Annotated in this window: 16 protein-coding genes and 2 other annotated features; all 16 genes read left to right on the forward strand. The window is 47.7% G+C overall.

All coding sequences use genetic code 11. The features are described from left to right. Nucleotides 1-70 precede the first annotated feature (70 nt). The 16 genes from H1R82_RS11595 (at nt 71) to rplA (ending at nt 12,580) form a co-directional block, all read left to right on the forward strand. Nucleotides 71-1,165 (forward strand): PIN/TRAM domain-containing protein, encoded by a 1,095-nt coding sequence (locus H1R82_RS11595; RefSeq protein WP_181732394.1) that lies wholly within the window; start codon nt 71-73, stop codon nt 1,163-1,165. Nucleotides 1,166-1,280: 115 nt separating this feature from the next. Continuing rightward, on the forward strand, nt 1,281-1,970 hold the full coding sequence (gene ispD, locus H1R82_RS11600; RefSeq protein WP_232333980.1) for a 2-C-methyl-D-erythritol 4-phosphate cytidylyltransferase: 690 nt from the start codon (nt 1,281-1,283) through the stop codon (nt 1,968-1,970). Further along, entirely contained in the window at nt 1,967-2,446 is a 480-nt protein-coding gene (ispF, locus tag H1R82_RS11605; RefSeq protein ID WP_181732395.1) for a 2-C-methyl-D-erythritol 2,4-cyclodiphosphate synthase, read from the forward strand. The genes ispD and ispF overlap by 4 nt, the downstream gene beginning before the upstream one ends. Before the next feature lie 35 nt (nt 2,447-2,481). After that, nucleotides 2,482-3,945 carry a glutamate--tRNA ligase gene (gene gltX, locus H1R82_RS11610; protein WP_181732396.1) on the forward strand — a complete coding sequence of 488 codons (1,464 nt, stop codon included), beginning with the start codon at nt 2,482-2,484 and terminating at the stop codon, nt 3,943-3,945. Nucleotides 3,946-3,976: 31 nt separating this feature from the next. Next, nucleotides 3,977-4,194, forward strand: a binding site (T-box leader). A 90-nt stretch (nt 4,195-4,284) separates the two neighbouring features. After that, the gene (gene cysE, locus H1R82_RS11615; RefSeq protein ID WP_181732450.1) at nt 4,285-5,028 is read left to right on the forward strand and encodes a serine O-acetyltransferase; all 744 of its coding nucleotides are present in this window, start codon (nt 4,285-4,287) and stop codon (nt 5,026-5,028) included. Beyond that, nucleotides 4,967-6,364 (forward strand): cysteine--tRNA ligase, encoded by a 1,398-nt coding sequence (gene cysS, locus H1R82_RS11620; RefSeq protein WP_181732397.1) that lies wholly within the window; start codon nt 4,967-4,969, stop codon nt 6,362-6,364. Before cysE ends, cysS begins: the two co-directional genes overlap by 62 nt. Next, a complete protein-coding gene (locus tag H1R82_RS11625) occupies nt 6,361-6,795 on the forward strand; it encodes a Mini-ribonuclease 3 (protein ID WP_232333981.1) in 435 nt (144 codons plus the stop codon). Before cysS ends, H1R82_RS11625 begins: the two co-directional genes overlap by 4 nt. After that, complete coding sequence (rlmB, locus tag H1R82_RS11630; RefSeq protein WP_181732398.1) at nt 6,788-7,528, forward strand: 23S rRNA (guanosine(2251)-2'-O)-methyltransferase RlmB; 741 nt, start codon at nt 6,788-6,790, stop codon at nt 7,526-7,528. Before H1R82_RS11625 ends, rlmB begins: the two co-directional genes overlap by 8 nt. Next, the gene (locus H1R82_RS11635) at nt 7,521-8,042 is read left to right on the forward strand and encodes an NYN domain-containing protein (RefSeq protein WP_181732399.1); all 522 of its coding nucleotides are present in this window, start codon (nt 7,521-7,523) and stop codon (nt 8,040-8,042) included. Before rlmB ends, H1R82_RS11635 begins: the two co-directional genes overlap by 8 nt. A 95-nt stretch (nt 8,043-8,137) precedes the next feature. Next, a complete protein-coding gene (sigH, locus tag H1R82_RS11640; protein WP_037997009.1) occupies nt 8,138-8,803 on the forward strand; it encodes an RNA polymerase sporulation sigma factor SigH in 666 nt (221 codons plus the stop codon). Nucleotides 8,804-9,130: 327 nt separating this feature from the next. Next, on the forward strand, nt 9,131-9,295 hold the full coding sequence (locus H1R82_RS11645) for a hypothetical protein (protein WP_181732400.1): 165 nt from the start codon (nt 9,131-9,133) through the stop codon (nt 9,293-9,295). Between the two features lie 913 nt (nt 9,296-10,208). Beyond that, nucleotides 10,209-10,358, forward strand: a complete 150-nt coding sequence (rpmG, locus tag H1R82_RS11650; RefSeq protein ID WP_037997011.1) for a 50S ribosomal protein L33 — start codon at nt 10,209-10,211, stop codon at nt 10,356-10,358. A gap of 39 nt (nt 10,359-10,397) precedes the next feature. Next, nucleotides 10,398-10,622, forward strand: a complete 225-nt coding sequence (gene secE, locus H1R82_RS11655) for a preprotein translocase subunit SecE (protein ID WP_037997014.1) — start codon at nt 10,398-10,400, stop codon at nt 10,620-10,622. A gap of 45 nt (nt 10,623-10,667) precedes the next feature. Further along, nucleotides 10,668-11,201, forward strand: a complete 534-nt coding sequence (gene nusG / locus H1R82_RS11660) for a transcription termination/antitermination protein NusG (protein WP_037997016.1) — start codon at nt 10,668-10,670, stop codon at nt 11,199-11,201. A 166-nt stretch (nt 11,202-11,367) separates the two neighbouring features. Further along, nucleotides 11,368-11,793 carry a 50S ribosomal protein L11 gene (gene rplK / locus H1R82_RS11665; RefSeq protein ID WP_037997076.1) on the forward strand — a complete coding sequence of 142 codons (426 nt, stop codon included), beginning with the start codon at nt 11,368-11,370 and terminating at the stop codon, nt 11,791-11,793. A gap of 88 nt (nt 11,794-11,881) precedes the next feature. Further along, entirely contained in the window at nt 11,882-12,580 is a 699-nt protein-coding gene (gene rplA, locus H1R82_RS11670) for a 50S ribosomal protein L1 (protein WP_181732401.1), read from the forward strand. Between the two features lie 141 nt (nt 12,581-12,721). Continuing rightward, nucleotides 12,722-12,876, forward strand: a sequence feature (ribosomal protein L10 leader region). The last annotated feature ends 7 nt before the right edge of the window (nt 12,877-12,883 follow it).

Below are 12,883 nucleotides of genomic sequence, written 5' to 3' on the forward strand. Positions count from 1 at the left end.
CAGGTTTTCATTTTTGCAGAATGTCTATAATGATTATTACGAGCATCGTTTTGGGAGGAGGTGAAGCCCCGTGTTGAAACGTTTTGTCGAACTTGCTTTCACCTTGGTCGGAGCATCCGCTGGCTACTATTTAGGTCCTGAGTTTTTCGGGTTGCTTCAAGAGTCTCCTCTGAATTTTGGCAAAGTGCCGGGACCGCATTATATTGGCGCGGTTCTTGGAGCGGTCATCATGTTTGTCGCAACATTTTGGTTGTCGAATAATGTGGTGAAGTGGATTCGCTGGAGCGAAGAGCGTTTGGTTAAAATACCGGCTGCGGATGGACTTTTCGGGGCTCTTGGTTTAATTTTCGGATTGATTGTTGCATTTTTAATTCAACAACCGTTGGCACAGCTGCCGATACCGGGCGTAAACCGTGTGTTGCCTTTTATCTTTTCCGGTTTGTTCGGTTATCTTGGATTCAGAGTGGGATACAAAAAGCGGGATGAACTGATCTCGGTTTTTACGCTTGGGCGTCAAAATAAAGAAGGAAAACAGAAAAACGAAGAAAAGCCTTATGTTGAGCATAAAATTCTGGACACCAGCGTGATTATTGACGGGCGCATTGCTGATATTTGCCGCACGGGCTTTTTGGAGGGGACGTTGGTGATTCCGAGCTTCGTGCTCGAAGAATTGCAACATATCGCCGATTCCTCCGATGTGCTGAAACGGAACCGGGGACGTCGCGGATTGGATATCCTGAACAAGATTCAAAAAGAGCTGGATGTCGATGTCCTGATTTATGAAGGTGACTTTGAAGAAATTCAGGAAGTGGACAGCAAGCTGGTCAAATTGGCCAAAGTCTTGTCAGGAAAAGTGGTCACCAATGATTTCAACCTGAACAAAGTTTGCGAGTTACAGGGAGTCAGCGTGCTCAACATCAATGACCTGGCCAATGCCGTGAAGCCCGTTGTGTTGCCCGGGGAAGAGATCAATGTGCAAGTGATCAAAGACGGAAAAGAACATGGTCAAGGCGTGGCATACCTGGATGACGGAACCATGATCGTGATCGAAGGCGGGCGTGAATACATCGGGGAACGGATTGATGTTTTGGTCACCAGTGTGTTGCAAACATCTGCGGGTCGGATGATTTTCGCCAAACCGAAACTTTTGGAAAAGGCGTTATAGGCTTTTTAAATCTTTAAGGAAAAAATGAAATTGCCGTTGCTTGAGGCCCGTGATTGGTTTATATTCTAAACCAAGGACGGGCATATTTTGTTGGAAAGCGAAAGGAGACAGGTGTTTGAGTGTTGGAGTTGTGGTTCCTGCCGCAGGGATGGGAAAAAGAATGGGGACCCGTGAACCGAAGCAGTTTTTAACCTTTCACGGGCAACCCATCTTGATACATACTTTGACCTTGTTTGAATCTTTTCCCGAAATTGATGAGATGGTGGTTGTCGCTGATCACAAAGAAATAGGGCGGACGCAAAAGATGATCAGGGAAGCAGGGCTGCAAAAAGTGACGCATGTCGTCCCCGGGGGAAAAGAACGGCAAGAAAGTGTTTATCTGGGATTGAAAAAGATTTCGACGGACTGGGTCATGGTGCATGATGCGGTCCGTCCTTTTGTCAGTCATGAAGCGATTTCCCGTTTGCTGGAGGAAGCCCGCATGCACGGAGCCGCCATATTGGCTGTGCCGGTGAAGGATACGGTCAAAGTGGTCGATGATGCGGGCATTGTTGAAAACACCCCGGACCGGAAGCGCCTGTGGGCGGTGCAAACGCCTCAGGCTTTCCGGCGCGAAGTCCTGTTGTCGGCGCATGAGCATTTTGCCGGCCGGGAAACGGTGGCAACGGATGATTCTATGCTGGTCGAAGAAATGGGCGTGGATGTGCGTGTGGTTCAAGGGGAATATACAAATATCAAGCTGACCACACCCGATGATTTATATTTGGCAGAAGCGATTTATCAGATGAGGGGAAAGAAGAAATGATTCGCATTGGACAAGGATTTGACGTTCACCAGTTTGCTGATGGAAGACCGCTGATTGTCGGCGGCGTCACCATTCCATACGAAAAAGGGTTGATGGGCCATTCGGATGCGGATGTTTTATTGCATGCCATTACGGATGCGATTTTGGGTGCCGCAGGGATGGGGGATATCGGAAAAATCTTTCCGGACACGGATGATGCTTACAAAGATGCCGACAGTGCGGTGTTGTTAAAAGAGGTTTGGAAGCAAGTGAAAGAAAAAGGATACGCATTGGGGAATCTGGATTCCGTGATCATTGCCCAAAAACCGAAGATGGCTCCGTACATTCCTCAAATGGCGCAAAGAATTGCAGAGATTTTGGAAGCGGAAACCTCTCAGGTGAATGTGAAAGCCACCACCACGGAGCAGCTGGGTTTCACCGGACGCGAAGAAGGAATGGCATCCATGGCGGTGGTTTGTCTCGTGCAAAATCGATGAAGAATGGAATCTGGCATAAAAGGAGAGAGTAAACAATGGACAGGGTTCGCACACGTTATGCACCCAGCCCCACGGGGCATTTGCATATCGGCGGTGCAAGAACGGCTTTATTCAGTTACTTGCATGCCAAACGACATGGCGGTGATTTTATCGTCCGGATCGAAGATACAGACACGGAAAGGAACGTGGAGGGTGCCGATGAAAAACAGATGGCCATGCTGAAATGGCTGGGCATCAAGTGGGACGAAGGCGTGGATGTCGGCGGTCCTTACGGTCCTTATCGTTGCATGGAGAGAACGGAAATTTACAACCGGTACATTGACCAGCTTCTCAAAGAGGGAAAAGCTTATTTGAGCTATACCACCAAAGAAGAGCTGGAAAAAGAGCGCGAGGAGCAGATTGCCCGGGGAGAAGTTCCCAAATACAGCGGATGGGACCGGGATTTGACTCCGGAACAGCGGGCGAAGTTTGAAGCGGAAGGACGGGTTCCCAGTGTCCGCTTTCGTGTGCCGGAAGGGAAAACCATTGTCATCGAGGATGAAATTCGCGGAACGGTGAAATTTGAATCCGACGGCATCGGGGATTTTGTCATTCGCCGGCCGGACGGACGCCCCACTTACAATTTTGCCGTGGTTGTCGATGATGCCTTGATGAAAATCAGTCATGTGATCCGGGGGGAAGAGCATCTATCCAACACCCCGAAACAAATCATGATTTATGAAGCCCTCGGTTTCAAACCGCCGGTCTTTGCCCATATTCCGCTCATTTTAAACGGCGAAGGAAAGAAAATGAGCAAACGGGATGAAAGCATCATCCAATTCATCGATCAGTATAAGGAATTGGGTTATTTGCCCGAGGCGATTGTCAACTTTATTTCGCTTCTCGGTTGGTCGCCGGAAGGGGAAGAAGAGATGTTTACACCGCAAGAGCTGGTTGACGTGTTTTCGCTTGAGCGGGTGTCCAAAGCGCCGGCGATTTTTGACACCGGAAAATTAAAATGGATGAACGGGCAATATATCAAAAAAGCACCTTTGGAACGGATCGTCGAGCTGGCCATTCCCCATTTGGAAAAAGCCGGACGCATCCAAACGCCGCTCGATGAGGAACAGAAAGCCTGGGTGACCCGCCTGGTCGCTTTGTATCAAGAGCAAATGGAGTATGCGGCGGAAATTGTTGAGTTGTCGGATTTGTTCTTCCAAGATGAAATCAGTTATTCCGAACAAGCCCGGCAAGTGCTTGCGGAAGAGCAAGTTCCCGTCGTTTTGAAGGCTTTTTTGGAACTAGTTCAGCAAAGCGCATCCTTTGAACCGGATGATATCAAGAAAATGTTTAAACAGGTGCAAAAAGAAACCGGTTATAAAGGAAAAAAATTGTTCATGCCGGTCCGGGTGGCTGTCACCGGGTTGGAACACGGTCCCGATCTGCGCGGAAGCCTTTCTTTGATCGGCCGGGACCGAGTGATAAAACGTTTGCATCAAGTCATTGACAATGTTTTGTAAAGCCGCCAAAATAATATAGACAGAAACGAGTAACAAGGCTGTGATCGGGAGAGTCAGATGTTAAAGGAATTCCAGAGAGGAGCTGGCTGGTGCGAAGCTCCATTCCTGAACATCTGATATGCACCCGGGAGCTGACCTCTGAAACGGATGCGGTCCGGAGTAGGAGGATCCGGCCACCCGCCGTTATCGGGAAAAAGTGGGGCCTGTCAGGCCCAAACAGAGTGGAACCGCGGATATACCGTCTCTGTAGCTTGCGTGCTGCAGAGATTTTTTATTTCCTATTTCCAAATCGGCGATAAGAGGGGGAAACCTGATATGCTGTGGAGTAAGAAAAGTGGAATTCGCCAAACTCTGCAGGCAGATATTCAAGCGGTGTTTGACCGGGATCCGGCGGCTCGGAGCACTTTGGAAGTGGTGTTGACTTATTCCGGATTGCATGCATTATGGGCTCACCGGTTGGCACATTGGTTCTACAAAAAACGTTTGTTGCTCATTGCGCGTATAATATCCCAGTTAAACCGATTTTTTACCGGGATTGAGATTCATCCCGGTGCCAAAATCGGCCGGGGGGTCTTCATTGATCACGGAATGGGCGTGGTCATCGGAGAAACGTGTGAAATCGGTGATTATGTGACGATTTATCAAGGCGTCACATTGGGCGGGACCGGCAAAGAAAAAGGAAAACGGCATCCGACGATCGAGGATCATGTGATGATTGCGTCCGGGGCAAAAGTTTTGGGTTCCATTCGTGTCGGACGCTTTGCCAAAATCGGAGCCGGCTCGGTGGTCTTGCGGGATGTGCCGCCAAATTCCACCGTTGTCGGAGTGCCGGGACGGGTGGTGATCCAGGACGGCGTACGGGTGAAAGATGATTTGGATCAGGTGAACCTGCCCGACCCGGTTGCGGAAACATTGCGATCCATGCATGTGGAAATGGATGCGTTAAAAGCCCGGTTGAGTGAGTTGGAAGCGAAGTTAAAGTGCACGGAAAATCCAGTGGATCAGGGAGGAACAACCGACGATGACAATACGGCTTTACAACACGCTGACCAGAAAGAAAGAAGTGCTTCAAGTACAAAATAATGAGGTTCGCATCTATGTGTGCGGACCGACGGTATATAACTTTATTCATATCGGGAACGCCCGTGTCTTTGTCTTTTTTGACGTGGTGCGTCGGTACTTGCGTTCCCGGGGTTATCGTGTGACCTATGTGCAGAATTTCACCGATGTCGACGACAAGTTGATCCGGGCCTCCCAAGAAACGGGAAAACCGGTGCCGGAAATCGCCGAACAATACATCCAAGCTTATTTTGAGGATATGGATACGTTGGGGGTGCAACGGGCGGACGTGCATCCGCGGGCAACCGAGCATATTCAGGAGATGATTGAAGCGATTCAGGATCTGATCGACAAAGGATATGCGTATGAAAAGAACGGGGATGTTTACTTCCGCTCCTTGCGCAAAAAAGATTACGGAAAACTGTCCCATCAATCGCTGGAGGAATTGAAGGCGGGGGCCAGGATCGAAATCAATGAACAAAAGGAACATCCGTTGGATTTTGCATTGTGGAAAGCTGCCAAGCCCGGGGAAATCAGCTGGGAAACGCCTTGGGGACGCGGGCGGCCCGGCTGGCACATCGAATGTTCCGTGATGGCGCGCAAATACCTGGGGGACACGTTGGATATCCATGCAGGCGGAGCCGATCTCTGCTTCCCCCATCACGAAAACGAAATCGCACAAAGCGAGGCATGGACGGGCAAAACATTTGTGCGTTATTGGCTGCATAACGGGTATATTAATATGGGAAATGAAAAGATGTCAAAATCGCTCGGGAATGTCAAACGCGTGGTTGAATTGCGTAAGACCTATTCCCCGGAGGCGATCCGGTATTTCCTTTTATCCGCCCATTACCGGCATCCGATTTCCTTCAGCGACGAAGTAATGAGGCAGGCGGAAGGAAGCATTGAACGGATCCAAACCGCGGTGGAAAATTTAAAACACCGGTTGGATTCGGCTCTTCCCGGCGAAGAAGATCCGGAAACGGCCGCGAAGCTGTCAAGGTACAAAGAGCAGTTTGAAGCCGAGATGAACGATGATTTCAATACAGCCAATGCCATCAGTGTGCTGTTTGAAGTGGTCAAATTGGCGAATGAAACGGTGGCAAAACCGGTCGTGTCCAAGGAAACGGTCCAAGCAATCCTGGATTGGCTGAAAACGCATGGAGAAGAAATTTTGGGCCTTGTCACAACCGAATCGGAAGACCGCCTGGAGCAGGAGCTGGAAGCCTTGATCGAAGAAAGGCAAAAAGCGCGCAAAGCCCGGGATTTTGCCAAAGCTGACGCGATCCGGGACCAGCTTTTGGCCCGCGGAATTGTGCTGGAAGACACACCACAAGGAGTTCGATGGAGAAGAAAATGAGTGAAAACATGTTCGGAATGCTTCGACCGCTGACCAAAACCCCGCGGGAATATAATCCGTTGTTGCTGGCTTATCTGGGTGATGCCGTGTATGAGATTTTTATCCGGCATCACCTGGTGGCCCGCGGCATTGCCCGGCCTCAGGACTTGCAAAAAGAGGCGTCCAAGTTTGTTTCTGCTTTGGCCCAGGCCAAAGTGTACAAAGCGATTGAAAATGATTTGACGGAAGAAGAGCGGGACATCTTAAGACGCGGCCGCAATGCCAAGTCGGGAAGTGTCCCCAAAAACGCCAAGGTGACGGATTACAGGCAAAGCACCGGATTGGAAGCGTTGATGGGCTACCTGTATTTGAAAAAAGATGAACAACGTTTGCATGAATTAATGAATTCAGCGATAGAGATTGTCGAAAAGGGGTACAAGAAAAATGATTGACTGGATATACGGGAAACACGCCGTTTTGGAAACTTTGAAGTCCGGGCGCCCGGTGGAAAAAATTCTTTTGGCAAAAAACATCAACAAATTCAGCGTGAATGAGATCATTGAACACGCCAAAAAACAAAACGTTCCGTTCCAATGGGTGCCCCGTACCCGTTTGGATCAATTGGCGGAAGGGAATAACCATCAAGGAGTCGTTGCCCAAGTCGCTGCCTTTGAGTACGCTTCGCTGGAAGACCTTTTTGAGCGGGCGGAGCAGAAACAGGAGGCACCCTTTTTTTTGCTTTTGGACAGCATTGAAGATCCCCACAACCTCGGATCGATTTTGCGTTCAGCTGATGCCTCGGGGGTGCATGGGGTCATCATTCCGAAGCGGAGGGCGGCAGGGGTGACTTCCGTGGTGGCAAAAACTTCGGCTGGTGCGGTGCAACATGTGCCGGTTGTCCGGGTGACCAATTTGAACCGTGTTGCCGATGAGTTGAAAGAGCGGGGAGTCTGGCTCGTCGGAAGCGACGGATCGGCCGAACAGGAGTATACCCGGGTCGATTACAAAATGCCGGTTGCCATGGTGATCGGGAACGAAGGGCGCGGGATTCATTCGTTGTTGAAAAAGAAATGCGATTATTTGGTGAAGCTCCCGATGAGAGGGAAGGTTTCATCGTTAAATGCATCGGTTGCGGCGGGAATTCTCATGTATGAAGTCATGCGCTGCCGGATGAACGATGGTTAAGCATGAAGAATGGCTGGTGGTGGATGGGTATAACGTGATCGGTGCCAAGTCGGGGGTGCACTGGAATCCGGTTTCAATTGAGGAGGAACGGGTTCAGCTGATTCGCGATTTGTCTGAATATCAGGCGATGACCGGACGGCAGGTCCATCTTGTGTTTGATGCGCATTCCACACCAGGGATTGATGTGAAAACCGACGAAGAGAAAATTTTGGTTTACTACACCCGCCGCGACGAAACCGCGGATGAGTTTATCGAACGCTTTGTCAAGAAGCATAAAAACCCGCACCGTTCCATTTATGTGGCAACGTCAGATTATCTGGAGCAACGGATGGTTTTTGGGCAAGGGGCCTACCGCATCTCTTCCAGGGAGCTGTTGGAGGAGATCCGGATCGCCAAGGAGAAATTAAACAAAAAATTGAAACGGGAGAAGCAACAAAAGCAAAGAAACACCTTGGAAGAAAGAATAAGTATCGATCTCAAACAGATATTTGAAAAATGGAGAAGGAAAAAATAGGTTAAAATTTGACGTTTTTGTTTCACTTCGGATATAATAACATTACTGTGGGTTAATATAAGGGTTTATAGGCTACTTGGTCGGGAGGGAAAGCGGTGAGTGTAAATCTTCAATCCAGTAATTTTGTCACTTACGACAGAAATGCTGATTACAAAAACATGGCCGACGAAGAGCTGGTTTATGGCGTACGCGTGGGAGATCATCAGGCTCTGGAATATTTGATTAATAAGTACAAAAATTTCGTCAGGGCGAAAGCGAGATCCTATTTTCTCATCGGAGCCGATCACGAAGATATCGTGCAGGAGGGGATGATTGGGCTATTTAAAGCGATTCGGGACTTTAAGGGGGACAAGCTGGCTTCGTTTAAAGCATTTGCCGAATTATGCATCACGCGCCAGATCATCACAGCGATCAAAACGGCTACCCGACAAAAACACATTCCGCTCAACTCTTATGTGTCATTGGACAAGCCTGCTTACGATGACGATACGGACAGGACGTTGCTGGATAAAATCCCCGGAAGTCTATCAAACCCTGAGGAGATCTACATCAGCCAGGAAGAATATAATGATATTGAAGATAAAATAGCGAAAATTCTTAGTGATTTGGAACGGAAAGTATTGATGTTGTATCTGGACGGACGTTCTTATCAGGAAATCGCGGTCGACTTAAATCGACATGTGAAGTCGATCGACAATGCCTTGCAGAGAGTGAAACGGAAATTAGAAAGATACCTTGAAGTGCGTGAACTTTCTTTATGATGCAAAAAAGCACCGGTTCACAAAAGAACAGGTTTCGTACCTGTTCTTTTGTTTGGGTTCGACAAAAAACATCATGATTCCTTTTCGTTTAAGATAAATTGTATTAAAAATTTGTACTGATTGTATTTGGTTTCGCAGTTTGAATGCCTTGGGAATCTATTTTATGCCCGTTGTATCCGGTGAATAAAGGGGATTGCAAAAGAGGTGTTGGAAAGTGCCGGAAGATTTCCGGTTCTCCTATTCTTAATACATTGAATTTTTAGATCATGGCAGAGTATTCGTATTATAATAAAACCAAAAGCCCTGATGATTACTGAGAGGGATCTCATGGAACACAAAGATGAGCAAGAACGAAAATTGGGAGATGCTCTGACCGTTTCTTATTTCACTCTTCTGCTCTATGTTATCAGCTTCTTTACGGATACTGCCTATAAATTGTACTTTCACATCCCTGTTTACTACTCGGAATTCACTTTGGATTATTATTTGTAATCTGCCATTATGATTCCGATCATGATGATTGTGATTATCGCGACCGTTTGGTCGGGTGGGATCCAGGATGGAGTGCTCCGGTCTGTGCGTCGGGCGAAGTTTTATAATGAGCGGAATTATCAATCGGCTAAAACATTGATGTCCGTTATTTATCGTTATTTTATTTTGTATAGTGTCGTGGGGATGTTTCGGGTGGTTGGCGATAATCAGTATGTTGTCCCTTTTCTCATTTCAATATTTTTCTATTTTCACAAGGGAGTCATTCGGTTGCAAAGCATGATAAAAAAAGTCATTTTTTCTTTCAACCCCCCAATACCATGGAAATACCGATGGCAACGGTATAAAAAGCTTTATCTTCGCATTGTAAAAGAGCAAAGAACCGTTTTTGAGTTTTATCGGTATTTTCCAAGTACGGCTCAAATGCTTTGAATGATAGTTCTGTTATCGCTGATTATCATCTTATTTGCCTATAAAACCGGTTTGTATACGGCACAAAACCAGACTTATTTTTATGCGGTGAAAATGGAAAAAAAGAGAAATGGGTTGTGTAGGGGACTTATGATGACTCGTTGATCGTTGCGCCGCTTAGAAAAAAACAAATTGAAGACAGATTCCGGTTGCTTGATCGCAAATCCAAAGAAGCATTATCGGCTGATTACGAAAAAGTGGGCCCGCTGAAGGCAGCAGATGGAAAAAAGCAGGGGACGGACCGGTTTATCATTATTTAAAATAAGGGGATTTTGATTCATGGATAAAAACAGGCTGGTTATTGATCGCCGCAATTTGTGTCAATAATGGTTTTACAAACGGCTTTACATTGACAGCAGGGAGCCAGTGTGATAATGTAATTTGGGTATTTTCTATCGTTTCCTTCCGTTTGAACGGCGACATGATGAAGAGGAGGTGTCGGAAGATGCGGGTGAACATTACACTGGCTTGCACCGTGTGTCGTTCGCGCAACTATGCGTTGACCAAAAACAAAAGCAAACATCCGGATCGCATGGAGTTACGCAAATATTGTCCGCGTTGCAATTCGCATCAAATCCATCGTGAAACCAAGTAATCAGGTTTTAGCTGCTTGATAGAAGATGGGGGTGACAATATGGCTGCTTTTCAAGGCCTTAGACGTGGAGTCCGGAAAAGCGTTTCCGGTACAGCCGGCTTTTTCCGGGGAAGCATTCAGGAACTGAAAAAAGTTCGCTGGCCAAACCGGCAGGAAATGTTTAACTACACCGTTGTGGTTTTGCTGATTGTGATACTCTTGGCTGTCTTTTTCTTTGTCGTGGATGCTGGGATTTATCAGTTGGTGAAACTGATTACTAAATAGCAGTCATTTTTTAAGGGGGGGACAGGGGTCAAACCCTGATGAGCAATGGAGAAGAATTGGTATGTGGTTCACACGTATTCCGGCTACGAGAACAAAGTGAAAACCAACCTGGAAAAGCGTGTCCATTCCATGGACATGCAAGATAAGATCTTCCGCGTTCTTGTACCAATGGAAGAAGGAATCGAGCACAAAGACGGAAAAAAGAAAACGGTAATGCGAAAAGTCTTTCCGGGTTATGTGTTGGTAGAGATGGTTATGACCGACGACTCGTGGTATGTCGTGCGAAACACACCAGGAGTGACAGGATTCGTGGGTTCATCAGGGGCAGGGTCCAAGCCAACTCCCCTTATGCCGGATGAGGTTGATGCCATCCTGCGTCAAATGGGCATGGAAGAGTCTAAGGTGACGGTTGATTTTTCGATTGGCGAAAATGTCAAAGTGAAGGAAGGACCGTTCGCTAATTTTGTCGGAAGAATTGACGAAATTGATGCCAGCCGTTCAAAAATCAAAGTAATGGTCAATATGTTCGGCCGGGAGACGCCGGTTGAACTGGATTTTGACCAAGTGGAAAAAATTTAGCGAACCGAAAGCTTTCGTTTCTTTTTTGTGTGTGGTAAAGTATAACTGTTTGTTGTATGTTACCCCCATCTTTGGGGCGAGCGCAAGCCTGACTGAAAGGGAGCTTGCCTTTCCGTGGGAGGGTAATACCCGAGAAAACCACATGTTTGAAGGAGGTTGGATTCGCGTGGCCAAAAAAGTCATTAAAGTGGTCAAGCTGCAGATTCCGGCTGGGAAAGCCAATCCGGCACCGCCTGTGGGTCCGGCATTGGGTCAAGCTGGTGTGAACATCATGGGATTTTGTAAAGAGTTCAATGCCCGCACGGCTGAACAAGCCGGACTGATCATTCCGGTTGAAATCACGGTTTATGAGGACCGTTCCTTTACATTTATCACCAAAACTCCTCCAGCTGCCGTTCTCTTGAAGAAAGCAGCCGGAATTGAATCCGGATCCGGTGAACCGAACCGGAACAAAGTAGCGACCATTAAACGGGATAAAGTGCGTGAGATCGCTGAAATGAAAATGCCCGATTTGAATGCCGCAAGCGTGGAAGCCGCCATGCGCATGGTGGAAGGCACGGCAAAAAGCATGGGCATTCAGATTGAAGACTGATCGGGCGAAGAGCCGGGCTGCTCTGCCACGAGCAGCTTGAAGCTTGTGGGAGGATCTTCCGCTAAGACCACGAAAGGAGGAAATGAACGTGGCAAAACACGGCAAAAAATATCTTGAGGCGCTTAAAAAAGTGGACCGCGAAAAACTCTACAGCCCTCAAGAAGCTTTGGAACTTGTGAAAGAAATTTCCACTGCGAAGTTTGATGAAACGGTCGAAGCAGCGTTCCGTCTGGGAATCGACACCAAAAAAGCTGACCAGCAAGTAAGAGGTGCGGTGGTGTTGCCGCATGGTACCGGGAAAACCAAACGCGTTCTCGTCTTTGCCAAAGGGGAGAAAGCAAAAGAAGCTGAAGCTGCCGGTGCCGATTATGTCGGAGATGAAGAGACGATCAACAAAGTCAGCCAAGGTTGGCTCGATTTTGACGTGGTTGTGGCCACTCCCGACATGATGGGACAAGTCGGACGTTTGGGACGGATCCTGGGACCGAAAGGATTAATGCCCAACCCGAAAACCGGTACGGTTACCTTTGAAATCGAGAAAGCCGTCAAAGAAATCAAAGCCGGTAAAATTGAATACCGTGCCGACAAAGCCGGTATTGTTCACGCTGCGATCGGTAAAGTTTCCTTTACGACAGATCAATTGCGTGAAAACTTGCAAGTGTTGGCTGAAGCTTTGATGAAAGCCAAACCGGCTGCTGCCAAAGGAACCTACATGAAGAGCGTGACCGTTTCTTCGACCATGGGACCTGGCGTTGCCGTCAGCGCACAACAATTGGTCGGTCGTTAATTTTTGCATCTGGAAATCTTTTGCACGGGGCAATGAAGAGAACAAGTATTGCCCGGTGATGACTTTTTTGATATAATCCGAGTCATGATGTGATTCGCCGGCGGCAGGGGGGTCTGCCGCGAATGTGGTGAATCCGCAATAATTGGATATAGCTTTTTACCGTAGACAGTAGGTGCCAAGTTGCTGCTTAATATCCTACCGAGGTAAGGATACATGCATGGATGTGGTGTGTGCCGCGGAATCCATATGAGTAACTGAAGCCTTCGACTGTCTACGGAGGCTTTTTCTATTTTTAAAAACTCC

The sequence above is a fragment of the Thermoactinomyces intermedius genome (assembly GCF_013912365.1).
GTDB lineage: Bacteria > Bacillota > Bacilli > Thermoactinomycetales > Thermoactinomycetaceae > Thermoactinomyces > Thermoactinomyces intermedius.